Annotated in this window: 29 protein-coding genes; 17 read left to right on the top strand and 12 right to left on the bottom strand. The window is 68.5% G+C overall.

What is annotated here, in order from left to right; translation table 11 throughout:
* The first annotated feature begins 164 nt into the window (after positions 1-164).
* Positions 165-1,814, top strand: coding sequence for an RNA polymerase sigma factor (locus ITP53_RS04320; RefSeq protein ID WP_195893955.1), 1,650 nt, complete (start codon positions 165-167; stop codon positions 1,812-1,814).
* A gap of 10 nt (positions 1,815-1,824) precedes the next feature.
* Entirely contained in the window at positions 1,825-2,106 is a 282-nt protein-coding gene (locus ITP53_RS04315) for a hypothetical protein (RefSeq protein WP_195893954.1), read from the top strand.
* 9 nt (positions 2,107-2,115) lie between these two features.
* Here ITP53_RS04315 and ITP53_RS04310 read toward each other — a convergent pair whose 3' ends face one another.
* From ITP53_RS04310 to ITP53_RS04285, 6 genes are all read right to left on the bottom strand, one after another.
* Positions 2,116-2,814, bottom strand: coding sequence for an ABC transporter ATP-binding protein (locus tag ITP53_RS04310; RefSeq protein WP_195893953.1), 699 nt, complete (start codon positions 2,812-2,814; stop codon positions 2,116-2,118).
* Positions 2,814-3,566, bottom strand: coding sequence for an ABC transporter ATP-binding protein (locus ITP53_RS04305; protein ID WP_207755514.1), 753 nt, complete (start codon positions 3,564-3,566; stop codon positions 2,814-2,816). Before ITP53_RS04305 ends, ITP53_RS04310 begins: the two co-directional genes overlap by 1 nt.
* On the bottom strand, positions 3,563-5,101 hold the full coding sequence (locus ITP53_RS04300; protein WP_195893952.1) for a branched-chain amino acid ABC transporter permease: 1,539 nt from the start codon (positions 5,099-5,101) through the stop codon (positions 3,563-3,565). The genes ITP53_RS04305 and ITP53_RS04300 overlap by 4 nt, the downstream gene beginning before the upstream one ends.
* Positions 5,098-6,009 (bottom strand): branched-chain amino acid ABC transporter permease, encoded by a 912-nt coding sequence (locus ITP53_RS04295; protein WP_195893951.1) that lies wholly within the window; start codon positions 6,007-6,009, stop codon positions 5,098-5,100. The genes ITP53_RS04300 and ITP53_RS04295 overlap by 4 nt, the downstream gene beginning before the upstream one ends.
* Before the next feature lie 3 nt (positions 6,010-6,012).
* Entirely contained in the window at positions 6,013-7,257 is a 1,245-nt protein-coding gene (locus tag ITP53_RS04290; RefSeq protein ID WP_207755513.1) for a branched-chain amino acid ABC transporter substrate-binding protein, read from the bottom strand.
* A gap of 173 nt (positions 7,258-7,430) precedes the next feature.
* Positions 7,431-7,700: a hypothetical protein gene (locus ITP53_RS04285; protein ID WP_207755512.1), complete on the bottom strand. Its 270-nt coding sequence runs from the start codon at positions 7,698-7,700 to the stop codon at positions 7,431-7,433.
* Between ITP53_RS04285 and ITP53_RS04280 the strand changes: the two genes are divergently transcribed.
* The 9 genes from ITP53_RS04280 (at position 7,687) to ITP53_RS57010 (ending at position 13,556) form a co-directional block, all read left to right on the top strand.
* Complete coding sequence (locus ITP53_RS04280; protein WP_328813919.1) at positions 7,687-8,142, top strand: ATP-binding protein; 456 nt, start codon at positions 7,687-7,689, stop codon at positions 8,140-8,142. The two genes, ITP53_RS04285 and ITP53_RS04280, sit on opposite strands and share 14 nt — an antisense overlap.
* A 63-nt stretch (positions 8,143-8,205) precedes the next feature.
* Positions 8,206-8,448 (top strand): hypothetical protein, encoded by a 243-nt coding sequence (locus tag ITP53_RS04275; protein ID WP_195893950.1) that lies wholly within the window; start codon positions 8,206-8,208, stop codon positions 8,446-8,448.
* Between the two features lie 265 nt (positions 8,449-8,713).
* On the top strand, positions 8,714-9,286 hold the full coding sequence (locus ITP53_RS04270; protein WP_195893949.1) for an RNA polymerase sigma factor: 573 nt from the start codon (positions 8,714-8,716) through the stop codon (positions 9,284-9,286).
* Complete coding sequence (locus ITP53_RS04265) at positions 9,283-10,071, top strand: zf-HC2 domain-containing protein (protein ID WP_195893948.1); 789 nt, start codon at positions 9,283-9,285, stop codon at positions 10,069-10,071. Before ITP53_RS04270 ends, ITP53_RS04265 begins: the two co-directional genes overlap by 4 nt.
* Positions 10,068-10,904: an ABC transporter ATP-binding protein gene (locus ITP53_RS04260; RefSeq protein ID WP_195893947.1), complete on the top strand. Its 837-nt coding sequence runs from the start codon at positions 10,068-10,070 to the stop codon at positions 10,902-10,904. The genes ITP53_RS04265 and ITP53_RS04260 overlap by 4 nt, the downstream gene beginning before the upstream one ends.
* Positions 10,901-12,343: a hypothetical protein gene (locus ITP53_RS04255; protein WP_195893946.1), complete on the top strand. Its 1,443-nt coding sequence runs from the start codon at positions 10,901-10,903 to the stop codon at positions 12,341-12,343. The genes ITP53_RS04260 and ITP53_RS04255 overlap by 4 nt, the downstream gene beginning before the upstream one ends.
* Positions 12,334-13,047, top strand: coding sequence for a hypothetical protein (locus tag ITP53_RS04250; RefSeq protein WP_195893945.1), 714 nt, complete (start codon positions 12,334-12,336; stop codon positions 13,045-13,047). Before ITP53_RS04255 ends, ITP53_RS04250 begins: the two co-directional genes overlap by 10 nt.
* Positions 13,048-13,150: 103 nt before the next feature.
* A complete protein-coding gene (locus tag ITP53_RS57015) occupies positions 13,151-13,348 on the top strand; it encodes a hypothetical protein (RefSeq protein WP_236050426.1) in 198 nt (65 codons plus the stop codon).
* Complete coding sequence (locus ITP53_RS57010; RefSeq protein ID WP_236050425.1) at positions 13,341-13,556, top strand: hypothetical protein; 216 nt, start codon at positions 13,341-13,343, stop codon at positions 13,554-13,556. The genes ITP53_RS57015 and ITP53_RS57010 overlap by 8 nt, the downstream gene beginning before the upstream one ends.
* Before the next feature lie 84 nt (positions 13,557-13,640).
* On the opposite strand, the gene ITP53_RS04240 is transcribed toward ITP53_RS57010, so the two are convergent.
* Positions 13,641-14,621, bottom strand: coding sequence for a hypothetical protein (locus ITP53_RS04240; RefSeq protein ID WP_195893944.1), 981 nt, complete (start codon positions 14,619-14,621; stop codon positions 13,641-13,643).
* A 63-nt stretch (positions 14,622-14,684) separates the two neighbouring features.
* Here ITP53_RS04240 and ITP53_RS04235 point away from each other — a divergent pair, with 63 nt between their 5' ends.
* Positions 14,685-14,939 carry a Tn3 family transposase gene (locus ITP53_RS04235; RefSeq protein WP_407941213.1) on the top strand — a complete coding sequence of 85 codons (255 nt, stop codon included), beginning with the start codon at positions 14,685-14,687 and terminating at the stop codon, positions 14,937-14,939.
* 268 nt (positions 14,940-15,207) lie between these two features.
* Here the strand turns inward: ITP53_RS04235 and ITP53_RS04230 are convergent, their stop codons facing one another.
* From ITP53_RS04230 to wrbA, 3 genes are all read right to left on the bottom strand, one after another.
* Positions 15,208-15,987: a tetratricopeptide repeat protein gene (locus tag ITP53_RS04230; RefSeq protein WP_195893943.1), complete on the bottom strand. Its 780-nt coding sequence runs from the start codon at positions 15,985-15,987 to the stop codon at positions 15,208-15,210.
* Between the two features lie 169 nt (positions 15,988-16,156).
* Positions 16,157-17,536: an MFS transporter gene (locus ITP53_RS04225; RefSeq protein WP_195893942.1), complete on the bottom strand. Its 1,380-nt coding sequence runs from the start codon at positions 17,534-17,536 to the stop codon at positions 16,157-16,159.
* Entirely contained in the window at positions 17,533-18,150 is a 618-nt protein-coding gene (wrbA, locus tag ITP53_RS04220; protein WP_195893941.1) for an NAD(P)H:quinone oxidoreductase, read from the bottom strand. The genes ITP53_RS04225 and wrbA overlap by 4 nt, the downstream gene beginning before the upstream one ends.
* Positions 18,151-18,230: 80 nt before the next feature.
* Between wrbA and ITP53_RS04215 the strand changes: the two genes are divergently transcribed.
* On the top strand, positions 18,231-18,683 hold the full coding sequence (locus ITP53_RS04215; RefSeq protein WP_195893940.1) for a MarR family winged helix-turn-helix transcriptional regulator: 453 nt from the start codon (positions 18,231-18,233) through the stop codon (positions 18,681-18,683).
* A 36-nt stretch (positions 18,684-18,719) separates the two neighbouring features.
* Here the strand turns inward: ITP53_RS04215 and ITP53_RS60950 are convergent, their stop codons facing one another.
* Positions 18,720-19,046, bottom strand: a complete 327-nt coding sequence (locus ITP53_RS60950) for a hypothetical protein (protein WP_407941212.1) — start codon at positions 19,044-19,046, stop codon at positions 18,720-18,722.
* Between the two features lie 306 nt (positions 19,047-19,352).
* On the opposite strand from ITP53_RS60950, the gene ITP53_RS55800 reads away from it, so the two are divergent.
* Both ITP53_RS55800 and ITP53_RS04200 read left to right on the top strand, forming a co-directional pair.
* Positions 19,353-20,591 (top strand): helix-turn-helix domain-containing protein, encoded by a 1,239-nt coding sequence (locus tag ITP53_RS55800; protein WP_207755511.1) that lies wholly within the window; start codon positions 19,353-19,355, stop codon positions 20,589-20,591.
* A gap of 65 nt (positions 20,592-20,656) precedes the next feature.
* Positions 20,657-21,364, top strand: a complete 708-nt coding sequence (locus tag ITP53_RS04200; protein ID WP_195893939.1) for a helix-turn-helix domain-containing protein — start codon at positions 20,657-20,659, stop codon at positions 21,362-21,364.
* A 198-nt stretch (positions 21,365-21,562) separates the two neighbouring features.
* On the opposite strand, the gene ITP53_RS04195 is transcribed toward ITP53_RS04200, so the two are convergent.
* Positions 21,563-22,705 (bottom strand): ISAs1 family transposase, encoded by a 1,143-nt coding sequence (locus ITP53_RS04195; protein ID WP_195893938.1) that lies wholly within the window; start codon positions 22,703-22,705, stop codon positions 21,563-21,565.
* Positions 22,706-22,769: 64 nt separating this feature from the next.
* On the opposite strand from ITP53_RS04195, the gene ITP53_RS04190 reads away from it, so the two are divergent.
* Both ITP53_RS04190 and ITP53_RS04185 read left to right on the top strand, forming a co-directional pair.
* Complete coding sequence (locus ITP53_RS04190; protein ID WP_207755510.1) at positions 22,770-23,219, top strand: integrase core domain-containing protein; 450 nt, start codon at positions 22,770-22,772, stop codon at positions 23,217-23,219.
* A 386-nt stretch (positions 23,220-23,605) separates the two neighbouring features.
* Positions 23,606-25,405 (top strand): AfsR/SARP family transcriptional regulator, encoded by a 1,800-nt coding sequence (locus ITP53_RS04185; RefSeq protein ID WP_195893937.1) that lies wholly within the window; start codon positions 23,606-23,608, stop codon positions 25,403-25,405.
* Positions 25,406-25,447 lie beyond the last annotated feature (42 nt).

The raw sequence follows: 25,447 nt of genomic DNA, 5'->3' as shown, positions 1-25,447 counted from the left end.
GCCACTTGTCCTCCAGCACCACCGCCACGTCCAGGACCCCCGCCCCTCGACTGACAGCGAGGCTACCGAATCAAGATCAGCTCATTGGAAGGGACACGCACGGGGAGTTGATTCCACGTAACTGATAGATTCAGGGCTTGGAGAGCTGGCTGCGTGGACGGTTCTTGCCGCGCCTCCCGGACGGCGCCGTGGTCGTGCTGGCCGGGCGCATCCCGCCGGACCTGGTGTGGCAGGCCGATCCAGGCTGGGCCGACACTTTGCGGCTCATCGCGCTGCACGACCTGGACCCGGTGGACTCCGCGGCCCTGCTGCAGGCCCGTGGCATGGCCGGCGAACTGCGCGATCCGCTGCTCGCCTTCGCCGGCGGGCACCCGCTCGCACTTTCGCTCGGGGCCGCGGCAGCGATCAAGGACAGCGCCGCCGGTTCCCGCTGGACTCCCAGCCACGACGTGGTCGCTTCCCTGCTCGACCAACTCGTCGGCGAAGTGCCCGGCCCCGCGCATTGGCATGCCCTGCAGGTGTGCGCGCACACGTACATGACCACGCAGGACGTGCTGCGCGCGGTCCTGCCCGATGACGACGCCGCGGCCCTGTTCTCGTGGCTGCGGCGGCAGCCGTTCATCGACTCCGGCCCGCTCGGGCTCTACCCGCACGATGTCGTACGCGAGATCCTCGAAGCCGACCTGCGCTGGCGAGACCCGCAGGGCCACGCCGACATGCACCTGAGCGTCAAGACTCATCTCATGGCCCGGATCCGCGCCGCCGACGACATGGACGTGCTCGGGGTCGTCGGCTCGCTGATCTACCTGCATCGCGACGAAGAACGGACGCCGAAGCCGCACGCCTGGCGCGACCACGGTGAGGTGTACGAGGACGTCTTCCGCCCCGAGGACACCGAGGACCTGCTGCGCCTGGCCGCCGAGTGCGACGCCGCATCGGCGGCCGCCGTCTCCCTCTGGACGACCCGGCAGCCGCGAGCGTTCCGTCTCTACCGCACGACACGAGACGGCGAACTGGCGGCCGCCACCGCCTGGCTTCGCCTCGACTCCCAGGAGGAAGCGCAGGCGGACCCGGTCGCCGCGACGGCCTGGGCCAACGCACACACCGTCGCCCCGCTGCGGCCCGGCGAGTACCTGGCTGTCGGCCGGAGCTGGGTGCGTGAGCGCTACCGCGGCACGTCGCCGGTGATGGACCTGATCCAGTGGCGGATGGTGGGCTGGTGCCTACGCTCGGAACGCATGGCCTGGTCGTTCATGGCCGTGCACGGCGAAGACCCTTTGAGCGAGCGCTACCGGCACTACAACATGCACGACCTCGGGGATCACGCGTGGGAGGGAGATGTCGAGTACATCCTCCGTGCTCACGACTGGCGGGCCGTACCCGCGCACATCTGGCTGGAGCGCCTGCTGCCGGCCGACCGGCGGCAGGCGCGGGTCATGCACGAGCCGGACCTGGCGGTGCTGTCGCAAGCGGAGTTCACCGATGCCCTCCGCAAGGCCTTGCGTCATCTGCCGAGACTCGGGGAACTGGCCGCCAACCCCCTCACCCGCAGCAGAATCCTCGCCGGTCAGGCCGATCCCGCCAGGGCCCTGCGCGCTCTGCTCGAACAGGCCATCCACGACCTGAGCCAAGACCCGCGGGCCGCCAAACTCCACCGAGCTCTCGACATCACCTATCTCCGTGGCGCCCCCACCCAGGAGGTCGCGGCCGAACGCCTTGGCCTGCCGTACGCCACCTACCGCCGTCACCTGTTCGCCGGCATCGAACGCATTCGCGAAGACCTCTGGAGCCGCGAGATCTACGGGCGGAACTGAGGCAGGACCGATGCAGCCCGCGCTGTGGCTGCCCATCGGCCTGCACTTCGCCTGGAACTTCACTCATGCCGGGGTCTTCGGTGTCATGCTCTCCGGATCGGGCACGCCGCCCCAGGGACTGCTGAGCGTCACGCTGTCCGGCCCGGCCGCGCTGACCGGCGGCACCTTCGGGCCCGAGGCCAGCCTGCTCGCGCTGCTGGTCTGCCTGGCGCCTACGATCCTCCTGGTGCGGCGGGCCGCTCGCACCGGCCAGATCCGGCACCGCCCCCACCGCGCCAAGCTCCCTGCCTGACCACCCGGTTCAGCCGAGATAGGCGGCGCGCACCCGCGGGTCGGCGAGCAGTTCGCGGCCTGGCCCGGACAGCGTGGTGCGGCCGAGGTCGATCACATAGCCGTGGTCGGCCAGGGTGAGCGCGGCCAGGGCGTTCTGCTCGACCATGAGGACCGTCGTCCCCTGGTCGCGCAGCATGGTGATGGTGTCGAGGATCCGCTGGATCATGATGGGGGACAGCCCCATGGTGGGCTCGTCGAACATGAGCAGCCTGGGCCTGGCCATCATCGCGCGGGCGATCGCCAGCATCTGCTGCTCGCCGCCGGAGAACAGCCCTGCCCGTTGCGTGCGCCGCTCCCCCAGCACAGGGAACAGGTCGTACGCCCGGGCCATGTCCCGCTCCACGCCGCGATCTCTACGGAGGTGCGCGCCCAGCAGCAGGTTCTCCTCGACGGTCATGCCGGCGAACAGCTTGCGGCCCTCGGGGCAGTGGGCGACGCCGGCGGCGAGCACGGCCTGCGCGGGCAGGTCGTGGATCGGCCGGCCCTGAAAGACGATCTCGCCGCCGCGCGGGCGCAGCAGGCCAGAGACGGTTCTGAGCGTGGTGCTCTTGCCCGCGCCGTTCGTGCCGACCAGGCAGACGATCTGCCCCTCATGAACGGTGAAGCTGACGTCCTTGACGGCCTCGATCGCGCCGTAGGCGACGTTGAGTCCCTTCACTTCGAGCATCAGGCGGCTCCCAGGTAGGCCTCGATGACGCGCTGGTCGGCCCGGACGACCGCCGGTGGGCCTTCGACCAGCATCTGGCCGCGTACCAGCACGTGGACGTGGTCGCAGAGGGAGAAGATGAACTTGGTGTCGTGCTCGATCACCACCACCGCGATCCCGCGCTCGCGGATGGCGATGATGAGCTCGCGGACGGCGGCCGTCTCTTTGGCGTTCATGCCGGCGGTGGGCTCGTCCAGCATGAGCACCGCCGGGTCGCCGGCCAGCGCTCTGGCGATCTCCAGGCGCCGCTGGTCCCCGTACGCCAGACTGCGCGCCGGAGCGCGGCCCTCGGGGTCGAGTCCGACGAAAGCCAGCTCGGCGCGGGCCCACTCGACCGCCTCCGCCTCGCTCCTGCGGTAGCCGGGGCCGTGCAGGAGCGCGCTCAGCAGGCTCTGCCTGATCCGGGTGTGCCGGCCGGTGAGCACGTTGTCGATGACGGACATCTCGGAGAACAGGCGGATGTTCTGGAACGTGCGCGCGATCCCGCGGCGAGCCGCCTCGGCGGGGTCGGCAGCCAGGGGCCGCCCGTTCAGCAGGACCCGGCCGGACGTCGGCGCGTACAGGCCGGTCAGGCAGTTGAACAGGGTGGTCTTGCCGGCTCCGTTGGGGCCGATCAGGCCGACGATGTGGTGCTCCGGCACGGTGAGCGTGACGTCGTTCAGCGCGGAGAGCCCGCCGAAGGACATGGAGACGCGCTCTGCGATCAGGGTCATGAGGACACCAACCCTCTGGGACGGAAACGCATGATGAGGATGAGGGCGAGCCCGAAGAGCATCAGCCGGTAGTCGCTGAACTCGCGCAGCTTCTCCGGCAGCACGAACAGCAGCGAGGCGCCGACGACCGCGCCGGGCACGGTGCCCATGGCGCCGAGGATCACCGCGGCCAGCAGGGTGACGGACTCGCCGAAGTCGAAGCTCTCGAACCCGACGGTGCCCAGCTTGTGCGCGAAGACCGCGCCCGCCAGGCCCGCCAGCGTGGCGCCGACCAGGAAGGCCAGGATCTTGGCGCGTCCGGTGCGCACGCCCATGGCCCTGGCGACGTCCTCGTCCTCCCTGATGGCCAGCCACGCTCGGCCGATACGGCTGTGCTTGAGGTTGGCCAGCACCGTCATCGCCCCGGCCACCATCAGCACGGTCACGGCGTAGTAGAGGAAGCCGGCGGGCAGGCCGCCGATCGGCTGGTCGAACGCCTGGCCGAACATGGTGATCGGCGGGATCCCCGGGAGGGAGTTGGCGCCGCCGGTCAGGCCGCCGAGGTCGTTCTGCGCGGCGCGGAAGAAGATCTCTCCGAACGCGAGCGTCACGATCGCCAGGTAATCGCCCCGTACGCGCAGGGTTGGCGCGCCCACCACCACGCCGAGCAGCCCCGCCGTCACCGCCCCCGCGAGCGCGGCGACCGGGAAGGGCAGCGTGTGGGCCAGGTTCGCCGCGGTGAAGGCGCCGATGCCGAGGAAGGCCACATAGCCCAGGTCGAGCAGCCCGGCCAGGCCCACGACGATGTTCAGCCCGATCGCGGTGGCCGCGTAGATGCCGATCGTCGAGGCCACCGTCATCCAGTAGCCCGTACCGGCCTCGGTGAGCGGCAGCAGCATCGCGCAGGCCAGCAGTACCGTCACGCTGAACATCCGGTGCCGCTCGGCCAGCGAGGAGATCCAGGCGATCACCCCGTACGCGGACAGGATGCCGATCAGCCCGGCGGCGAACCCGAGGAAGGCCAGGAACTCGGCTCCTCCGTGTGGGTTCGTGGCCCGGCTCTGCCCGCCCGCGGTCAGCGTCGCCGACACCAGCCAGAGCAGGGCGGCGAAGGCGGCCACGAGGATCGGCCAGGCCAGCGCCCGAGCGGGCGGCCTCCACGCCGGGGCCGGGCCGTCCGGCTTGCCCAGCCAGATCAGCAGGGCGCCGGCGACGATCGTCACCGGGCCGCCGAACGACAGCGCGCCCAGGGTGGTCAGGAAGGCGGTGTGCACCAGCGCGATGACGACCACGCCGACGCCGGCGGCCCTGCCCGCCCTGGGCAGGAACGCGGCCAGCCCCAGCAGGACCAGGTGCAGCCGGAACCCGGTGACCAGGTACGGGGCGTCGAAGAACTGCAGCGTGGCGAGGTCGGGGTAGGCCCCTCCCGGCAGCACCATCGAGGCCCACGGCAGCAGGGCTCCCACCAGCACGAGCACGGCGGCCGGAGCCGAACGCCATGGCCGCCTCGCCGGGGCCCGCACTTGGGTGGCCGGGCGAGTTCTCAGAGTCGTCATGCCCGGACCCTCTCCGGCCTGCCGAGGAAGCCCTGCGGGCGGAACATCAGCACGAGGATCAGCAGCACGAAAACCCAGACGTAGTCGTACTGGGCGCCGCCCCAGGCGTACTGGCCGGCCAGCGACTTCACCAGGCCGATGCACATCGCGCCGAGCATGGCGCCGCGGATGTTGCCGATACCTCCGAGCACGGCGGCGGTGAAGGCGAAGATGCCGTTCTGGAAGCCGATCGCGGTGTCGATCTGGGTGTAGTGCACGCCGTACAGAACGGCGCCGACGCCGGCCAGGGCCCCACCGATCACGAACGTCGCCAGGATCACCCGATCCGGATCGATCCCCATGAGGCGGGCGGTGTCCGGGTCCTGGGCCGTGGCGCGCATGGCCCGGCCCAGGCGCGAGCGCTCCACGTACAGATGCAGCCCGGCGGCCAGAAGCGGCGCGAGGGCCAGAGCCAGGACGCCGGTCCACAGGATCATCACGGGGCCGAGGGTGAGGTGGCCCTCGGCGAACGCGCGCGGGAAGGCCAGCGGCGCGGTCGCGCCCGGGTAGAAGACCCGTACGACCTCCTGCAACAGGATGGACACGCCGAGCGCGGTGATCAGCGGGGCCAGCTTGTGCGAGCCGCGAAGTGGCCGGTAGGCCCACCGTTCCATCGCGACCGCCACGGCTACGGCGACCACCACCGCTGCGACGACCATGACCGGCAGGGCCGCGTACCACGGCGTGCCCGCGGGCAGCAGGTACAGCCAGGCGAAGTGGGCGCCGAACGCGCCCACCATGAACACCTCACCATGAGCGAAGTTGATCAGCTGGATGATGCCGTAGACCATGGTGTAGCCGAGCGCGATCAGGCCGATCAGAGCGCCCAGCACCAAACCGTTGACGATCTGCTGGGCCAGGGTCGACACGGCTCACTTCGCCTCGAACTGGTCGCTCAGCACGTCTTTCCACGCGCCGGACGTGACCTTGTAGACGGTGAACATCTTGTTGACGCTGTCGCCGTACTGGTCGAATCCGATCGTGCCGTTGGCGCCCGAGCCGGTCTTGTACTCCTGCACCTGCTTGATCAGCTCGGTCCGCTGCTCCGGCGCGCCCGTCCAGGCGGCGCTCGCGGTCACCTTGCCGACCGAGGAGACGATCACGTTGGCCGCGTCGAAGGCGAAGGCCCCGAAGCCGCCGTAGCCGTCGGAGAAGCCCTTCTTCTTGTACGCCGCCACGAACGCCTTCCCGCTGTCCAGCTTCTCGATCGGCGCGCCGACCGAGGTGGCGATGTCACCCTCCTTACCGCCGAGGGCGATGAACTGCGGGTCGTACAGGCCATCGGTGCCCGAGATCGGCACGTTCAGCCCGAGGTCCTTGGCCTGCTTGCTGAGCGGCCCCGCGACGTGGTACTCGGAGCCTACGTAGATAGCTTCCGGCCGCGCGGCCTTGACCTTGGTCAGCACGCTGGAGAAGTCGCTGTCGTTCTCGTTGACCTTCTCCCGGATGACGACCTGGGCGCCGAGCCTGCGCGCCTCCTTGGCGAACTCCGTCGCGCTGCCTTCCCCCACGGCCTTGCCATCGGTGATGATGGCCAGCCTCTTCTTGCCCTCCTGCTCCACCAGGTAGCGGGCGTTGAAGGGACCCTGCAGGTCGTCGGTGCCGACGACGCGGAAGTAGTTCTCGTACTGGCGCTTCGGCGCGGTGGCGAAGTCCTCTCCCCTGGACAGCACCGGGTCGGTATTGCCCGGCGAGATCTGCAGCAGTTTGGACGCGGCGATCTTCGGCTGGATCGCACGGGCCACCCCCGAGTTGTACGACCCCACGATCCCCACGACGCTGACGTCGTCGGCGAACCGCTGCGCCGCCGCCGCTCCCTTGTCCGGGTTCGCCTCGTCGTCCTGCGCGTCCATCGCGAGCTTGTAGCCCTTGACCGCGCACGACGCGTTCGCCTGCTCGATCGCGAGCTGCACGGAGTTGCGGATGCCCAGCCCGATCGTCGACACCTTCCCCGACATCGGCGCGATCACGCCGATGACCAGCGTGCCCTTGCTCGTGTCACAGCCGGCGGCGCCGCTGCCCGCGGCTTCGGTCTTGTCCGCTCCGCACGCGCTGGCCCCCAGCGCCGCGCCGACGGCCAGCGACGCGGCCAGAACGCCGGTGCTCTTCCTTCTCAACGCGAAACTCCCCTTGCCCCCGATAGTGGTCAGACATCGAACCGGAGGCACAGTAGGGTCTCTGGCTGTCCACTTGGCAGGTCAATCTCTGCTCAAAAACCTTCGGGAGCGCGCTGCGCGGGTCCGGGGTCCGATGGGGACTTGTACGTGCCAAAAAACCTCAACCGTACAGCTCAGGCGGCGCGTTGGTACTCGTGGAGGATGCCGCCGAGTCGATCGCGTCGGCGGATGTCGAGGTCGTTCAGCTGTTCCGGTTCGGTGATCGGTTGAGGGAGCGGGCGCAGGGGTGCCGCGGCGTGGAGAGTCCGGTGTGATCCGTGTTCGTTGAAGAAGGACTCGTACTCGCGGAGCGCGTGCATCAGGTGGGTCCGGTTCACGATCAAAGTGCGGTCGAGGAGCTCGGCTCTACACGAGCGCACCCAGCGTTCCATGATTGCGTTCATGCGCGGTACGCGTATGGCGGTCCTGACGATGGGGATGCCTTCGCCTTCGAAGACTGTGTCGAATGCGGCCGCCTACCTGCTGTCGCGGTCCCGGACCAGGTACTTCGCCGTGGCGCCGGCGTCGCGGAGGTCCATGACGAGGTTCCTCGCGAGTTGGGTGGCCCAGGCTGCGGTGGGGTGGGCGGTGGCGCCGAGGACGCGGACTCGGCGGGTGGCGTGCTTCCAACTGGTCTCGGCCCGCTACGAACGCGCCAGCCTCATCGTGACCAGCAACAAGCCCTTCGGTCGCTGGGGCGAGGTCTTCGGCGACGACACCGTCGCCGCCGCGGCAATCGACCGTCTCGTCCATCATGCCGAGGTCATCTCCCTCAAGGGAGACAGCTACCGGCTGAAGAACCGCGACCTCGGCCGGACTCCATCTGCCGATCGCGACGCGCAGTAACCTTCATCAGAATGCACGGGGTCAGATTTCAGACGTTGGAAAGGGGTCAGTTTTGAGGCGGTGTTGACACTCGACGGCCTCCAGGGATCTCACCGCTCGATTGTCCTGGTCGCGGCACGATCGTTGTTCGCGTTCTGCCGCAAGCGGCGCAGCATCTTCCGCAACCTGACCTCCGGCATCCACATGGGCCAGCATCTCAACGGGCTCGATCAGCGGCTCGACCAGGACGAATCGACCCGGCAGCCCAGCGCGCCCTGGCTGCTTCGCCGCATCACCACCCGCCACACATCCACCGCATCGACCTGACTCGCCTGTACGGAACGGTGTCGGTGCGTCCGCGACCGCCTGCCGGGAGCTTTCTCGCGGGGCGCGAGTGCGTGTCGGCAAAGGACCGTTTGCCGACACCGTTCCGTGGAGCCTGTATGGGCGTCTTGGTAGGGTTGGCGTCCAGCGGCCGCCATTTGTGATGTTCCTTGCGGTGAACAAGTGCGCGTGGGGGGCTCCGCGGCCTGAATCACGAAAGAGTTGATCCGGGAGAACCGGCCCGTGCGGGCCGTGCGATAGATACACCGTGAGACCGTTTCCCTTCCGGCAGCGCGCAGCCCCCGACGTCACCTCGGAAAGCACCGACGCCGAGCTCATCACCGCTGTCGCCGCGCGGAGCACCGCCGCCCTGCGCGTCCTCCATCAGCGGCACGCCCCCTGGCTGCGTGCCCGGTTGGCCCGCCGCTGCGCCGACGCGGACGCCGTCGACGATGCGCTGCAGGAGACTTTTCTGGCCGTGTGGCGCTCGGCGGGTGGCTTCCGCGGCGATAACCCGGCCGGCTGGTTGTGGACGATTGCCATCCGCCGCCTGATCTCTGCCCTGCGCGGCAGCGGCTCGCGCTGGATCGGGTCCGGCATCGAACCAGGCGACAGCTCGCCGGTCGCCTCGGCTGAGGACGTGGTGCTGCTGAGCGTGGAGCATGGCGACCTCGGCGCCGCCCTGACCAGGCTTTCCCCCGAGTTGCGGGCCGTCATCGAGGCAACCGTCCTCGACGGTCTCACCACCAAGGAGGCCGCCGGTCTCCTGGGCATTCCGGAAGGCACGGTCAAGACCCGCGCGATGCGGGCCAGGGCCCGGTTGCGCGAGGAGCTGTCATGAGTAGCTGGCACATTCCTGACGGCCTGCGTGAGCGTTACCTCGAAGGCACGCTCGAACCGGCGCTGGCCATGTCCGTGGACGCGCATCTCGGCGGTTGCGCCGACTGCCGGGCGGCGGTGCCGTACGACAAGGACTGGCTCGATGCGTCCTGGGCGAGGCTGGAAGCCGAGCTGATCACGCCACGCCTGAGCCTTTCCGAGCGGCTCCTGCGGCACGGCGGGGTGCCCGACCACCTGGCCAGGCTGCTGTCCGCGACGCCGACGATGAGCCGCGCCTGGCTGGCCGCGGTGGTGGCGGTGCTGGCGTTCGCGGTGCTGGCGGCGCGCGAGCAGGCCGAGTTCCTGCCCGCTTTCCTGGTCGTCGCGCCGGTGCTGCCGCTGGCGGGCATCGCGCTCGCTTACGGGCCGCGCGTCGATCCCGCCCACGAGCTGGTGGCCGCCACGCCGATGGCGGGGCCGCGACTGCTGCTGACCCGCGCCACGGCGGTACTGGCGGTGTCGGTCGTGCTGGCCGGGCTCGCCTCACCACTGCTGCCCGCACCGCCCGGGCTGGCCGCCGCCTGGCTGCTGCCCGCGCTGGCCGCCGCCTCGGGCTGCCTAGCCCTGTCGAGCCGGCTGCCCGTGCCCATCGCCGCCCTCGCAGTGGCCGGGGTCTGGCTGGCCATCGTCGGCACGGGCCACTCCCTCGGCGACTGGCTGGCCGTCTTCGGTCCAGCCCCGCAGATCGGGTACGGCGTGGCCGCCCTCCTGCTGACCTACCGCTTCTACCGAGTGAGCACCAGATGATCCAGATCAAGCAGCTGACCAAGACCTACGGCGCCAAACGGGCGCTCGACGACCTCGACCTGACGTTCGGCACCGGCGTGACCGGCCTGCTCGGCCCCAACGGCGCCGGCAAGACCACCCTGCTGCGCTGCCTGGCCACCACCCTGGCCCCCGACGGCGGCGCGGTCGACGCCTTCGGCCTGAACCCGGCCGACCGCGGACAGCGCACCGCGCTGCGACGCAGACTCGGCTACCTCCCGCAGAGCCCCGGCTCCTACCCGCATTTCACCGCCTTCGACCTCGTGGACTACGTGGCGATCCTCAAGGAGCTGACCGACCGCGAGCTCCGGCACGCCGAGGTGCGCCGGGTGCTGGCCGCGGTGGACCTCACCGATCAGGCCGGGACGAAGGTGCGCAAGCTGTCGGGCGGCATGCGCCAGCGGCTCGCGCTGGCCCAGGCCCTGCTGGACGAGCCGGATCTGCTCATTCTCGACGAGCCGACCGTGGGCCTGGACCCGGAGCAGCGGATGGCCTTCCGCGCGCTGGTCTCGCGAATCGGCGAGAGCCGTACCGTCGTGTTGTCGACGCACCAGACCGAGGACGTCGCCGCGCTGTGCGAGCGGGTGGTGGTCATGCGGGACGGACGGGCGGTCTTCGACGGCACCCCCGGCGAGCTCGCGGCCGTCGCGGACGGCCGGGTGTGGCTGTCGGACGCGCCGCCCGCCACGTCGGAGCTGTTCTGGCGAACGGCCGACGGCCGCTACCGCACGCTCGGCGCGCGGCCGCCGACGGCGGACGCGGTAGCGCCCGGTGTCGAGGACGGCTACCTCATGCTGCTCGGGGAGGCGGCGTGACGCGGCGGCTGTTCCTGTTCGAGGCGCGCAGGCTGGTGCGGCACCCGCTCGTGTGGGGCGCGACCGTCCTGGTGCTGGCGCTGCAGACCTTCCTCAGCTGGGACCAGCAGCCCGACCTCACGATGGACGCGGTCAACGCCACCGGGCTGGCCACCTGCCTGGCCTCGGCGGTCCTGATCGTGGCGAGCCTGGCCACCTCGCGCGACGGGCGGCACGGCATGCCCGAGAGCCTCGCGGGACTGCCCGGGCGGGCCGAGCACCGCACGCGGGCCCTGCTGCTGGCCACACCGCTGGTCGCGGGACTCGCGGCGGCGGTGGCCGTGGGTGGCTACCTGGCGATCCGGCTGCTGAGCGGCCCCGCCGGGGGCCGGCTGGACGTGTGGGAGCCACTGACGGCGGTGGCCGCCGCGGTCCTCGCCGCGACGCTGGGCGTGGCCGTCGGCCGCTGGGCCCGCTGGCTCATCGCCGGGCCGCTGGTGGTGGCCGTGCTCGGCTTCCTCATCTACATCAACCCGACCAACGGACAGGCCCGCTGGCTGCTACCGGTAATGCAGGTCCACCGGCCGGACTGGCCCGACCGTCCGTCGGCGGTCCACCTGGTGTACGTGCTCGCCGTCGCCGCCGTCTTCGGCGGGATCGCGCTGCTCAGACACCGGGTACGGCCGGCACCCGCCGCGGCTGTGGTGGTGGCGCTGGCTGTCGCGGTGCCATCCGGGGCCACCGCGGCGTCCACCCGGCCACCGGCGCGGTTCCCCACAAACGTGCCACTGACCGTCGACCATGTGGACTCACGCGTGCGCGAACGCTACTTCGGCCCCGACGCCTACCACTGTACGGTGCGGCAGGGCCTGACCTACTGTGCCTTTCCGGGATACGAACCGTGGATCCCGCTGTGGGAACAGGCGGTCCAGCCGGTCGTGGCGGCGCTGCCCGCCGCGCTCCGGACCCAGACGCCCCAGGTACGGCAGATGAGCCCGAGCTGGAGCTTCGCCGACGATTCCAGCGTGATCCGGCCGCCGATGAGCTGGGGGCATCCCGACCAGCGCAGGATGCTGGCCGAGGACGTGGCCTTCTGGGCGACCGGGCTGAACGACTCGGCCGCCAAGCACTTCAACCCCTCTCGGCGCGCGGGACTGTGTGACGTGCGCGGTCAGGCCCGCACGGTGGTGGCGCTCTGGCTCATCGGGCAGGTCGCCATCCCCGAGGCGCGGCGGCAGCTCTATGTCGACCGTGATCGGGGACGCCTGTCCGGCCTGGACTGGGGCCCGGCCGAGATCGGCTACGCCAAGCTGCTGCTGGCCTCCCCTGGCCTCCGCGAGAAGGTCCAGGCCAACTGGGACACGCTCGTCAAGCCCACCACCACGATCGACCAGGCCTTGCCGCTGCTCGGGCTGGAACGCGAGTTCAACGCACCGATGGGAGCCACGTCATGCCTGTAACACTGCCCGCACGCCCCCAGGTCGCCTCCTCCACCGCGGCTGTACCCACCACGGCCGTCCCTGCCCCGCCACCCCACTGGCGGTTGGCGCTCCTGCTAGTGCGCCCCCTCGCTCGGGCCATCGACTGGGGGCCTCTGGTCGTGGTCGCCGCCTTCACAGCCGGGCTGGTGAGCCTGGTGGAGTACGGGGAGGCACTGCCCGGGGGCGACGCGCTCGTGCTCATGCGCATCTGTGGCACCCTGCTGGGCGCGGCGGCGGCCTTCGGGCTGGTCGATGCCATGTCCGCCGACCTCGGCGCTGCTGCGGTCCCCCGATGGGTCCGGCAGGCGCTGCGCTGCCTGTTGCCCGGTGGCGCCGCGATCGCGATCTGGCTGGCGGCCTTCTCCTATATCTTGACCCGCCTGCCGGAGGGCGCCCTGTTCCCGGTCGGCGATCTGCTCATCGAGGTGGGCGTCTGCCTCGGCATCGCGCTGGCGGCCGCGGCGACCGCCGTGCGGTTCGCACCCGGACGGCAGGCCGCCATGGCCGCCGTGGTGGTCCAGCTGGCGATGGTGCTGGGGACCATCCTGCTGCCGCAGCAGGTCCGGCTCTGGCCGCCGACCTGCGGGTTCGGGTACTGGGATCAGGCACACCTGTTCTGGCTGGCGATGCTGCCCCTGCCGTACCTCTGGCTCATCTTCGCGGGGCGCGACCTGCGGCACTGACACGTCGCACTGCCAGGCTGAAGTTCTTCGCGCCGCGCTTCATGGCCATCCGGTACGCCTGCCTCCGCAGGGCCGGCGGCACCGAGTTCGCTGCACGCAGGGAGTGCGGCACTTATTCGCCGCCCTGGACTTGGGCAAGGACAGGATGTACGGGCACGTCAAGAAGCGCAAACGACGCACCGAGTTCCTGGAGTTCTGCCGCTACCTGCGCAGTCTCCACCCGCCCGAGGTCCGCGTCGCGATCATCTGCGACAGCTTCAGCCCGCACCTGACAACCAAGAAGGACAAACGGGGTGGGTGAATGGGCGGAGGCGAACAACGTGGAGATCGCCTACACGCCCACCAACTCCTCCTGGTTGAACCGCATCGAGGCGCAGTTCACCGCGTTGCGTGAGTTCACCCTCAACGGCACCGACCACGCCAGCCATCGCGAGCAGGGCAGTATGATCCGCCGCTACATCGCCTGGCGCAATCGTCACACCACCGCCCGATCTACGCCGAGTCGTTAACCAGGCAAACGTTGCGTGATCACGACACCAGATCAGCAACGCTCAAGGCCGGTCGCCACGGCCTGCGGCATCGCCGCGTATCGGTTACCACAGGATCTCGGTTGCGCCGAAGAAGAGCAGTTCACCGCGCCAGCGGACCGGACAGCCAGTGGGCAGCGGCTCGATGAGCGGATCCGCCATTGCGACCTGGGACCAATCGATGATCTGCCCGCCGTCCGGCGTAGGACAGAGCGCTTCGCGCAGGTCCATCGCGAGCAGGCGTGCGCCCTGCAGATTGGTCCACACGGTGAGCGTCACCTCCTCCAGCCGCTCGGCAAAGCCCTCGTCTTCCCCCACTTCGCCCAAGCGGTCTTGGAGGTAGCCGTCAGCAAGGGAGCGAGCGCTGTCCGGATCGTTCAGCAGTGCCAACACGCCGCTGACGTCCCCGGAGTTGTTGACAGGCTCGGTCAATTCCACCACGTAAAAGCCGTGCGGATACCACGTCGATAGCCGGTCGCCCGGAGCGGGGCGCACCGGCGCATCGGCAATGCTCTCGCCTTTGAGGATTGTCAGGCGCGACCGCGCGGCCTCGTCATACGGATCGACGGCGAGCGCCTCACCGTACGCCGTGACCGCTGCGCTACGGTCGCCCAACCATTCCAGGGAACGCGCCAGCGCGAAGGCCGCCAAGTTGTTGTTCGGCTGCTGTTCGAGCGCAATCCGGGCTGCTTCAACAGCGTCCTCGGCCAAGGCGCTACTAGCCTTATCGGTGCCCTTCAGCTCGGTCGGCCGTCGGGTCTTGTCCGGGTGCCACACGCGTCTCCACATCGCGTCCTCGCACCAGTCAAGCGGAGGGGAGTAACGGTGCACGATGTGGGCTCGCAGCTTCGCGAAGGCGAGAAGTGTCATCCCGACAAGGCTGGCCACATCGTTGGGCTCGGCCGCTTGGACGTCCACGTAGAAGTCGCGTATCTGCTCCTCTTCTTCTTCCAGCACCTCTAGTTGATCACCCGGACAGGCCCAGTAGGACCGGAGGAGCTCGCCAGCCTTCAACCGAGCGTCCATGGCGTCCGATGCAGCGACCATGATCAGTCAATCTAATGCACGATCAAGACGGGGCGAACGTTGCCTGATGCGGCACTAGCTGCGTTGGGTCTGGTCGTCAATGCGGTCGCGCTGTGGAACTCGAAGTATCTGTCGGCCGCCGCCGACCAACTGCGGGCCCAGGGCGTGCCGGTCAAGGATGAGGATGCCGCCCGGCTCAGCCCGCTCGGCCACGCCCACGTCAACGTCCTGGGCCGCTATGCCATCTCCTCCTCCGCCCCGGCCGAAGGCCTGCGCCGACTCGGCGAGATCCCCGACCTGCCCGACGGCGAGGGAGCAGTGGAGGAGGAGGGCGTGTAGACCCCTGGCTTTGCGGCGCCGGCGGCTATCACCCTGTCGGATCCGGCGAATCGTCCGCGCGGCGGGCTGCGCGGCTGCGCGATCCTGACTTTTGCCGATCTTTCAAAGGACGTGGGGATGAGCGAGGACAGGCACCCGGCCTTCGACGACGTCGTCGACGACCTGGACGAGGAGGAGGCGGCCGTCTGTGAGAGCCTGCCGACAAAGGGTTTGGTGTCGGGGCTCCAACGGAAGCGTGGAACGCGAAATCAGACCTTGAATGACAAGATCACCCCCAGTCGCAGGAGTAACCGTAGTGGCCGATGCCGACTGGGTGGCCCACGGGGAGTGGATCGCCTGTGAGCGGCGGGATCTCGACGGCGTCCCAGTCCAGCGTCCCGTCGGCGTGGAAATGCCGGCCGAGATGGACGACACTGCCGAGCCGCCCATCCGAATAGGTGAACAGATCGAGGTCCACGCCGAAGGGAGGCTCCCCTGCCTGCGCCACCATCGGAGCCACGAGCCAGGAGCAGGCCCAGCGCACCTCGTCCGGATCTGTGGCGACCACATGCTCGGAATGGCTGAAGGAGCCCGATCCCGCTTCCATGATGAGCTTGTAATACGAGAAGGGTGGTTCCTTCTCCAAGGCTCCGGTGTCGTGGGCCCAGGCGTTCAGGGTGGCGACTCCGGCGCGCGCGGCGGCATTGCCGGGGTCGGTTTTCAGCACGCTCGCGTATAGGGCGTGTGCTTCGTCATGTCTGCGGGCGAGTGTGTCGTCGTCCTCGCCATGCGCCATCGCGTGGTCGTCATCGATCTGCCAGAAGTCGATTTGCTGAACGAGCCGCCCAGCCAGGAGGACGGCGGCGAGCTGATCGTCAGGGCGGGCGCGCAGGGCGGCGCGGAGCAAGGGCTCTTCCGGCCAAGTGGCCAGGAAATCACCGTCCATGGCGTCTTCCAGAGAGTCGGTCCTGAGCATGCACAGCAGACGGCCCAACTCGCGAGCGGCATCCGGGTCCCCGGCGGCAGTCGCGACCCGCAGTCTTGTGATCGTCTCCTCGGTGATCGCCATGGCCGCCATGCTAGTGCTAGCTGGATCGACATCATCCGACGGTACGTTCGAGGAACGCCGCCGTCGACATTCTTCACCCGCGCATCCGGACCGGATGGCTGCCAACCGGGTCCCGCCTGTCTTCTGACTCGAACCCCGGCACCAAACCCTTTGTCATCAGGCTCTGACATCAGCGGCGTCGCGGCAGCAGTATGCTGAGCGCCGCGATCGTCGCCCCGAGCCCGGCCGCGATGACGAAGACCAGGTCGTAGCCGGTGGCGGCGGTGGTCGGCGAGGACCCGGCGACCGTCGCGAGCACCGCCAGGCCGATCGACCCGCCCACTTGACCGGCGGTGTTGGCCAGGCCGCCGACGGTTCCCGCGTCGCCCTCGGTAACGTCGGCGGTCGCCGCGGCCATCAGGGTGGGGAAGGTCAGGCCGATGCCGACCGCGACGAGCAGCGTCGGCCCGAGCACGCCGGCGGCGTAACCGCTGTCGGCGTGGGCCAGGGAGAACCACCCGAAACCCACCACGAAGAAGGTGCTTCCGGCCAGCACCAGAGGGCGCACACCGAACCGTGGCAGCAGCGGAGCCGACCATCGTGCGATCACCATGAACATCACCGCCGCGGGTGTCTGCCCGAGCCCGGCCTGCAGCGCGCTGAAGCCGAGGACGTTCTGCAGGAAGAGCGAGGAGAAATACCACATCGCGATGCCGATCCCGCCGAACAGCAGCAGCATGCCGTTCCCGACCGCCACCCCCTGGATCTTGAACAGTCGCAAAGGCACCATCGGCCGCCTGGCGAAACGCGCTTCGACCACGACGAAGGCGAGGAGCAGGAGCAGCCCCGCCGCGACCGGCCCGACGATCGGCCAGGACGACCAGCCGTGGTCGGCGCTCCGCATGACCCCGTAGATCAGCGCGGCCAGCCCCGCCGTACCGGTGACCGCGCCGACGAGGTCGAGCGACTCACGTCGGCCGGTTCGCGCGCCGGCCAGCGACATGAGGGCCACGGCGATCAGCACCGCGCCGATCGGCACGTTGATGAGGAAGACCCACCGCCACGACAGGCCGGTGGTGATGGCGCCGCCCGCAAGCGCTCCGGCCGTCCCGCCCACGCCGCCTGAGGCGGACCACACGCCGAACGCCTTGGCGCGTGCGCTCGGCTCGGTGAAGGAGGTGTTGATGACGGCCAGCGTCGCCGGGGCCATCATGGCGGCGCCGACGCCCTGCGCGATGCGGGCCGTCACTAGGATTCCCGGCGTGCTCGCCAGGCCGCCGGCCAGGCTCGACGCGGAGAATACGAACAGCCCGGCGATCAGCATCCGGCGCGGGCCGAACAGGTCGGCGGCGCGCCCGCCCAGCAGCATGAAACCGGCGAAGGTGAGCAGGTAGCCGTTCACCACCCAGGCCAGGCCGGTGGAGGTGAAGCCGAGTTCCTCGCGGACCGAGGGCAGGGCGACGTTAACGATGGAGGCGTCCAGGATCACCATGAACTGGCTGGCACACGCCAGCGCCAGGACCATCCAGGTCGAGCCCACCCGCTGTGCTGGGGTGAGGGTGGTGGTCATGCCCTCACGCCCGCGAGCGAGAGGCGCATCGTGATCTGGGCCAGCCGCCGTCCCTGGTAGTTGGCCGCTTCCAGCGTCGCGGTGTCGGGGCCGTCGCCGCTGGGGCCGGTCACGAACGAGGTGCCGTAGGGGTTGCCGCCCGCGGCGTACACGACCGGATCGGTGAATCCGGGCGGAACGATCAGCGCACCCCAGTGGTAGAAGACGTTGCCCAGCGACAGGATCGTGGCCTCGTTGCCGCCGTGGCGGTTGAACGCCGAGGTGAAGGCGGTCACCGGCTTGTCGGCCAACTGCCCTTCCCGCCACAATCCGCCGGCCTGGTCGATGAACTGCTTGAGCTGCGCGGCCGGTGCGCCGAACCGGGTCGGTGTCCCGAAGGCGTAGGCGTCGGCCCAGGCCAGGTCCTCCACCGAGGCTTCTGCGATCGACGTGGTGGCCTCGGTGTGCCGGCGCCACTGCGGGTTCTGGTCGATCGCGCTGTCGGGCGCCAGCTCGGCGACCCGGCGCAGCCGTACCTCGGCCCCGGTCGAGGCGGCGCCCTCGGCGACGGCCTGGGCGAGCGCGTGCACGTTGCCCGTGGCGCTGTAGTAGATGACGGCGACCTTCACGGTCATGCCGGTCTCCTCTATGTCATGTAGGATTTGGTTACGCGGATAAATATTATGCACGTAACTAATCTCGTCAAGGAGTGCCCATGGACTTCGACCAAGCAGACGCCATCAACCAGGCGATACGCCTCCTGAGCCTGCGCCACCGGGCCAGGGCCGCGGCGCTGCTGGCCCCGCTCGGCCTGCACCCGGGCCAGGAGGCGCTCCTGCTCGAACTCGCCCGGACCGGCCCGATGATCCAGGCCCAGCTCAGCGAGGCGCTCGGCTGCGAGCCGCCCAGCGTGACGCTCATGAGCCGCAAGCTGGAGGCCTCCGGCCACATCCGCCGCACGCCCGCCCCCTCCGACAAGCGCGCCAGCATCGTCGAGCTCACCGACAGCGGCAGGGCGCTGGCCGATCAGGTCAGGGAGTTGTGGCGCGGCCTGGCCGACGAAACCGTGACCGGCCTGCCCGCCGAAACGGTGGCGGCGCTGCCAGGCATCCTGAACACGCTGACCGCCAACGTGGACACCCGGCCCCCGGCGCGTGCCCGCTCCTAGGTGTAACTTTCAGTGGTATTTGGCCGGGAGCAGACGTCAGCCGCACATGCCAACCAGTCGGAGATGTCGATCCGGGGCTGGTGGTTTCTCCCATGGGCGGCGCAGGTCCTCGACCAAGGGACGGGCGAGCGCGAGCTGGGTGAGGGCGGCCATGATCAGGCGGACCCAGCGGTCGGTCTGCTCGGGGGTGCGCAGCTTGGCGATGATCAGCCCGAGGGCGCCCTTGCTGAATGTGAAGGTGTGTTCCTCGTCGAAGCGGGCCAGGTAGGCCCGCCAGATCTCGCTCAGGGCCAGCTCGGTGGGGCGGTCTTGCACCGATGCGGCGGTGACCATCACGCACAACAACAGCCCGAGCGTGTCCACCACGACATGCCGGTTCTGCCCCCTTCAGCTTCTTTGCCTTATGTCGGGACCGCGCCATCCATCGCAACATGCCCCCGGAGTGCTCCGGACGACAGACGCGGGATGAGCGAGATCTCCGCGGTGATCGAGCTCTGCGCTGCCCTCCTGATGATCCGGAAATGTCGTGATCGGTCGCTACTCTGTCGTCTCCACTTGTCGAGAGGGAAGAACATGAGTCCGGTTACGCCCGAGATGATCAACTACTACATTCAGCTCTGCAACGATCTGGGCCGGGTGGATCCCTACATCAACGACGCGATGTTCTGAATGGTGGTGCGCGGGCGTGAGGAGCCCCTCGCGGTCGCCGATGTCGCCCGTCGGCTGGGTGCTGACCCAGGCGCGGCGACTCCTCGCACGGTGCTGCCGACAGGGGAATGGGAGGTATGGGAGGGTGTCGTCCTGGAACAGAGCGACCACGGTGTGATCGTGCTGGCGCAGAATGCCTCGATCCTCGATGCCGACTTGTGGGCTCGTCTGAGCGAGAACGCGGAAGCATGGGGTGTCTGGTGGCTGGTCAATGCGTTGAACAGGCTGTCCTACGCCGCCGATGGGCAGCTGGTCACCGAGCTGGACACTCTCTATCCCGAGCCCCCGGAGTGCGGCGGCTCCGACCCCCGTGCGCTGGATCCCTACCTGGGTGCCCTACGCGCTCTCGCCGATCAGAAGAGGACCGACGACCAGGCCGGCGTGATACCCACCGCTCCATACCCCGAATGGGAGACCGCGCTGGCGACCATGGAAGCGATGACCGGCGTGCGCTTGGACGTCGACCGGTTCACCCGGGAGCAACTGGCTCTCGTCCTGCCTTCCGTGTGCTGTGCCAATACTCGTGCATGGTGGTTGACCTGCGGTTTATCCTCGCTCCTCGTGTGCTTCCGTCTGCTGTATCTGATCTTCGTCCGGGTTGTGGGCTGGCTGGTCCTGCTGACCCGCGACGATGCCTCCAAAGACGTGGAAATCCTGGTGCTGCGGCATGAGGTGGCGGTGCTGCGCCGCCAGGTCGCTCATCCGCGGCCGGAATGGGCCGACCGGGCGATCCTGGCCGCGCTCACCCGGCGCCTTCCGCGCTGGCGTCGTGCGCATCGGATCGTGACCCCGGGCAGCCTGCTGGCCTGGCACCGCAGGCTGGTCAAGCGGCACTGGACCTACCCGAACAACACCGGCCGCCCGCCGATTTCCGAGGAGGTGCGTGACCTCGTCATACGCCTAGCTCAGGAGAATCCCCGGTGGGGTTATCGGAGGATTCAGGGCGAGTTGATCGGTCTGGGGCATCGGGTGGGGGAGGGTACGATCCGCCGGATCCTGGCCGCGGCCGGGCTCGGGCCAGCACCACGTCGGGCGTCACCGAGCTGGCGGCAGTTCCTGGCCTCCCAGGCCAGTGGTCTGCTGGCCTGCGACTTCGTGCACGCCGACACCGTGTTCCTCAAGCGGCTGTACATCTTCTTCGTGATGGAGATAGAAACACGGCGCGTCCACGTCCTTGGAGTGACCTGTACCGCTTCATAACTCATCGCGTGGTGCTTGATCTGGGGTTTTGACCTTCAGGCGCAGTACGGGCAAGATCGCGCTCTGTGTCGGTTCGTCTGCTGTACATGACCCTGATTCGGGTATTCGGCTGGCTGGTGTTGCTAGGCCGTGCTCAGGCGTCCAAGGACGTCGAGATCATGGTGCTCCGGCATGAGGTGGCCGTGTTGAAGCGTCAGGTCGTCCGGCCGAAACCGGACTGGGCCGATCGGGCGGTCCTGGCAGCACTAACCCGCTTCCTGCCGACGATGCTGCGAACTCATCGGCTGGTCACCCCGGGCACCCTATTGGCGTGGCATCGCCGGCTGATCAAACGCGCGTGGACGTACCCCAACCACTCCGGCCGTCCCGCAACGAACAAGGAGGTCCGGGCGCTGGCCCTCCGTCTGGCACGCGAAAACCCGAGGTGGGGGTATCGACGGGTCCACGGTGAGTTGGCTCGGCTCGGTTTCCAGGTCAGCGAAGCCACCCTGCGCCGGATTCTACGCTCGCGCCGCTACGGTCCGGCGCCCCGAAGCTTCGACACTTCATGGCGGAAGTTTCTCCGCCTGCAAGCGAAGGGACTGTTGGCTTGCGACTTCTTCCACGTCGACACGATCTTCTTGAAACGCCTGTATGTGTTGTTCGTGATGGAGATAGAGACGCGGCGCGTTCACGTCCTGGGTGTGACCGCCCATCCAGCCGGCGCGTGGACGGCTCAGCAGGCCCGCAATCTGCTCATAGATCTCGGGCAGAAGGCAGGGCCCCGGCGTTGATTCGCTATGTCCTGTTCCGGCATGTTGATCAGATGTTGTAGACGGCGAAGGTGTCAGTGCGGTTGAGGAGGTCGCGTCGAGCGTGGGCGATGTTGGCGCGGTCGGCCAGGCGCATCGTGCTGATCGCCAGATTCCGGAAGCTGGCCAGGGCTCTGGGCGCTGCGCCGGTCCTGACCTGGGAAGAGTCCTCCCGGAAAGTTACGTCGCGGACCCAGTGGAGCCGATTTTCCACTGTCCAGTGTGCTCTCCGTAGTGGTTGAGGTGGGCGGGACCAGCCAACTCAGCGGGCAGGCTGGTGATGCCGTACACGATCTCTTTGCCGGTCCAGCAGCTGTCCAGGTCGCCGACGTCGCGGCGCAGCCGGAAGGCCTGCCGGGCGCCGGGGAACAGGCCGTCATCGGCCGTGACGGTGCGGATGGTGCGGCGTTCGGTGCGGTCATGTCCGCGATCGTTGTCGATGGCGGTGGTGGCGGCCCACTCGGCGTCTGGGCCGGCCAGCAGGGTCTGTGCGGCGGCGCGGGCCAGCGGCTGGTTCCCCTTGAGGATGAGGACGTAGTGGGCGCCCAGCTGTTCGGTGATCAGCCGAGCGGTGGTCTTGGTGGTGTGCAGAGCGTCCAGGGTCAGCACCATCCCGGCCACGTCCATCTGTGTCAGCAGGGCGCGGGCGGCGGGCCCTTCGCCGCGCTTGCTTGCGACCTGACACTGACCCAGCACGACACCGTGGTCGTGGCTGATCGCCCCGACCAGGAAGACCCGCCCGCCGTCTGCAGTCCGGGCACCGCGGCAGGCCTTGCCGTCCACGGCGGCGCCGGGCAACAGCCCAGGCGGGGCAGGATGGGTGCACTGCCGCTGCTCGGTGCGGCGTTGCTCCCGCTCGGCCGGGCCGGGAGTGTCAGGGATCTGCGGGACCGGCGCCTCCCGGCGGACCACATCGGCCACATATCCGCTGATCGCCGCATCCAGCGCGTCGGCGTCCAGGCCGGCGAGCACCCGGCGGAAGGTCTTCTCGCTGGGCACGAGCAGCAGACCGGTGAACGGGTCACGGTAGGCGCCCAGCCGCGCCAGCACCTGCTGAGATGTTCGGGCGGCCCACTGCCAGATCGCCGCGATGCTGTCGCTGCCGACCACCAGCGTGGCGCACGCGGTCAAGGTCAAGATGACCACCAGCGGATGGCGCAGCCCGCACGTCGAGCGTTGATCCGGCACCGTCGCCAATCGGCGCATCAGGGCCGATTCCACCACAGCCGGGTCGGCGGCCAGTTCCGCTTCCCACAACGCCAGGTCGGCGAGCTGGTCAAGGCACGGGACGAGACCGGGGCTGGTTGGGGAAGATGGGGACACGAGCGCGACTCCTGCGGCGATCTTCGGATTCGAGACCTGAAAGATCACCAGAAGTCGCGCTCTTTTGCACTCCACCTGCCGAAACCCTCAACCGCGCCATACCGCATCAGAACTCAAGAACGCCGGGGCCCTGGGGCAGAAGGCGGGCTCGTTCCGGTTCCTCATCCGTGACCGGGATGCCAAATTCACCGCCGTCTTCGATGAGATCTTCGCCGGGGCTGGTGTCACGGTGATGAAGACGCCGCCGCGGACACCTCGGGCCAACTGCTACGCCGAACGCTGGGTGCGCACCGTCCGAGCCGAATGCACCGACCGGATGCTGATCTACGACGAACCGCACCTTCGATCGGTCTTGGACGAGTACGCCGAGCACTACAACAGCCATCGACCGCACCAGTCTCGCCAGCAACGCCCACCCAATGAAGACGAGCAAGTTGTGGTGCCGATGGAAGGCCGGATTCAACGCCGAAAGGTGCTCAGCGGAGCGATCAACGAGTACCACCGAGCAGCCTAGCTGACACGAAGAAACTCCAGCTCAGACCACATGTGCGAATTTTGAATCGGTACAGGCATAGGAGCGTCTGCGTTTTCAGGGGATTGACAACGTAGGAGAACCGTCGCCGAGCCGGGTCTGGATCTGAGGCACGTGGTATCGAAGCTGGAATAGCTTATCCAGTTTCTCTGCCATGCTGAGCGGCTTGTCAGGCGTAGGCAGTCGCTTCTCCTATGCGGCCGGGCGTTTCGGGCATCGGTTACGGTACGTGACGAAATATGTGCCATTCGGTTAGCCGTCAACTGACATATGCTACTGGTTGATTTCCCCACATGTCAGTTGACAGTCCGTTGATCGTGACACACATTGATCTGCATCTGGCGATGCCCATCGAAGGGAGATCAAGTGTGAGCACCGTCTCACAGTTTCGGCTCGGATTTCTGGGCCCGATCGCCATCTGGGACGGTTGCCGGAACGTGGCCGTGCCCGACAGTCGTGCCCGCAGCTGTCTTGCCCGGTTGATGCTCGAACCGGGCGCTCCCGTCAGCCGGGATCGCCTGGCCGATGCGATCTACGATCATCGGCCCCCACGCACGGCGCAGAACCAGGTGCAGCGGGCCGTGTCCGTCCTCCGACAACACAGGGTGGACATCGAGACCTATGAGCACGGCTACATCTTGCGTACGGAGCGGCAGCAGATCGACGGCTTCGCGGCGGAGGCCCTGATCGAGCAGGCTCGCGTCGCACGTACCGCTGGCGACGATGAGGCGGCCGTCGAGATCTTCGGCACCGCGTTGCAACTCTGGCGCGGCCCCGTGTTTTGCGGGACCACCTCGGCCGATCTCCAGTTACGCGCGGTGCAGTGGGAGGAGCTTCGCCTGGTCGCGCAGGAGGAGCAGATGTGGGCGGAGTTGCGCTTGGGCAAGGGGCGTGACCTGGTGCCCGAGCTGGCCAAACTCGTTCAGGAGAATAGCCTGCATCAGTCGCTCCACGAGCAGTTCATGCTCGCGCTCTTCCGTTCCGGGCGCAGCTCGGAGGCGGTCAACACCTATCACGAGTTACGTGAGCGGCTTGAAGCGGAGTCGGGCGAGGAGCCCCGGCCCACCCTGAGGAAGCTGCTGCGCCGCATTGTCATGAACGACCCCACCCTCCTGCCGGAAGCGCCTATGGCCAGGGTTCCCCGTCAACTGCCCCGCCCTCTGCCGCTCATCGAAGGCCGGAAGGCTGAGGTCGGCGCCATCCTCGCCGCGCCCGACGCCAGCGGGTACGCATCTCTAGTGGTGGTCAGTGGCCCGGGAGGGGTTGGCAAGACGACCGTCGCTACTGCCGCGGCCCATCAACTCCGCGACACATATCCGCATGGCCAGTTATTCGCGGATCTGTCAGGCTCCAGCGACCCCGTCGGGCCAGCCGATGTGCTCGCTCATTTCCTCGTGGATCTCGGGACCCGTGAACAGGCCATTCCTGGGGACGTCGAGCAGCGCGCTAAGGTCTTCCGATCTGCAATCGCGACACGACGACTTCTGATCGTTCTGGACGACGCCGCAAGCGCCGCGCAGGTCGAGCCTCTGCTCCCCGGAGAGCCGGGATGCGGAGTGATCATTACCAGCCGGCTGCCTCTGGCCGAGCTCCCCGGTGCGGTGCGTGTGCGGCTCTCTCCGGTGTCCGAGGCTGCGGCACGAGAGATGCTGGAGAGCAGCGGACGGCGGCTCGACGACGACCCCGACGCCGCGAGCGGGCTCATCGAACTGTGCGGCGGGTCGCCTCTGGCGCTCAACATCGTCGCCGCCCGCCTGGCCGCCAGGCCGCATTGGAGTCCGCGGAAACTACTCAAGCGGATTCTCTCGTCGCCGGTCGACGAGATGGCCAGCGGCGAACTGCAGGTCCGCCCCGTGCTGGACTCCAACTATCGATTGCTGGACGACAGGTCACGCTCGCTGCTGAGACGGCTTGGCTTCTACGGGGAACCCTGCTTCTCGCTGTCGGACGCCGCGGCTCTCGCCAACTGCTCGCCGAACGTCGCGGAGGATCTGCTGGACAACCTGATCGACGCCCATTTCCTCGAACCCGGATTTCGCAGCCACCTTCTGGTCCTGCACTATGCCCGGGAACGTGCCCTGGCGGAAGAGCCGGAAGCAGTTCTCCTCGCCGCACTGGCCCGGGTCATAACCTCGCAACGACGGAAGATGCTCGCTGTTGATCGATAAAAGCGCGCCGACAGTGCGAACTTCTAGTCTTCAGAGCATGCC

The organism is Nonomuraea cypriaca, assembly GCF_015645445.1.
Lineage (GTDB): Bacteria > Actinomycetota > Actinomycetes > Streptosporangiales > Streptosporangiaceae > Nonomuraea > Nonomuraea cypriaca.
This window is presented reverse-complemented; position numbering and strand designations above follow the sequence as displayed.

Excerpts from the sequence above, each read along its gene's own strand:
- ITP53_RS04315 (WP_195893954.1), top strand. The coding sequence starts at position 1,825 with ATGCAGCCCGCGCTGTGGCTGCCCATCGGCCTGCACTTCGCCTGGAAC.
- ITP53_RS04310 (WP_195893953.1), bottom strand. The coding sequence starts at position 2,814 with ATGCTCGAAGTGAAGGGACTCAACGTCGCCTACGGCGCGATCGAGGCC.
- ITP53_RS04305 (WP_207755514.1), bottom strand. The coding sequence starts at position 3,566 with ATGACCCTGATCGCAGAGCGCGTCTCCATGTCCTTCGGCGGGCTCTCC.
- ITP53_RS04300 (WP_195893952.1), bottom strand. The coding sequence starts at position 5,101 with ATGACGACTCTGAGAACTCGCCCGGCCACCCAAGTGCGGGCCCCGGCG.
- ITP53_RS04280 (WP_328813919.1), top strand. The coding sequence starts at position 7,687 with ATGATTGCGTTCATGCGCGGTACGCGTATGGCGGTCCTGACGATGGGG.
- ITP53_RS04285 (WP_207755512.1), bottom strand. The coding sequence starts at position 7,700 with ATGAACGCAATCATGGAACGCTGGGTGCGCTCGTGTAGAGCCGAGCTC.
- ITP53_RS04265 (WP_195893948.1), top strand. The coding sequence starts at position 9,283 with ATGAGTAGCTGGCACATTCCTGACGGCCTGCGTGAGCGTTACCTCGAA.
- ITP53_RS04260 (WP_195893947.1), top strand. The coding sequence starts at position 10,068 with ATGATCCAGATCAAGCAGCTGACCAAGACCTACGGCGCCAAACGGGCG.
- ITP53_RS04250 (WP_195893945.1), top strand. The coding sequence starts at position 12,334 with ATGCCTGTAACACTGCCCGCACGCCCCCAGGTCGCCTCCTCCACCGCG.
- ITP53_RS04240 (WP_195893944.1), bottom strand. The coding sequence starts at position 14,621 with ATGGTCGCTGCATCGGACGCCATGGACGCTCGGTTGAAGGCTGGCGAG.
- ITP53_RS04230 (WP_195893943.1), bottom strand. The coding sequence starts at position 15,987 with ATGGCGATCACCGAGGAGACGATCACAAGACTGCGGGTCGCGACTGCC.
- ITP53_RS04225 (WP_195893942.1), bottom strand. The coding sequence starts at position 17,536 with ATGACCACCACCCTCACCCCAGCACAGCGGGTGGGCTCGACCTGGATG.
- wrbA (WP_195893941.1), bottom strand. The coding sequence starts at position 18,150 with ATGACCGTGAAGGTCGCCGTCATCTACTACAGCGCCACGGGCAACGTG.
- ITP53_RS04215 (WP_195893940.1), top strand. The coding sequence starts at position 18,231 with ATGGACTTCGACCAAGCAGACGCCATCAACCAGGCGATACGCCTCCTG.
- ITP53_RS55800 (WP_207755511.1), top strand. The coding sequence starts at position 19,353 with ATGGTGGTGCGCGGGCGTGAGGAGCCCCTCGCGGTCGCCGATGTCGCC.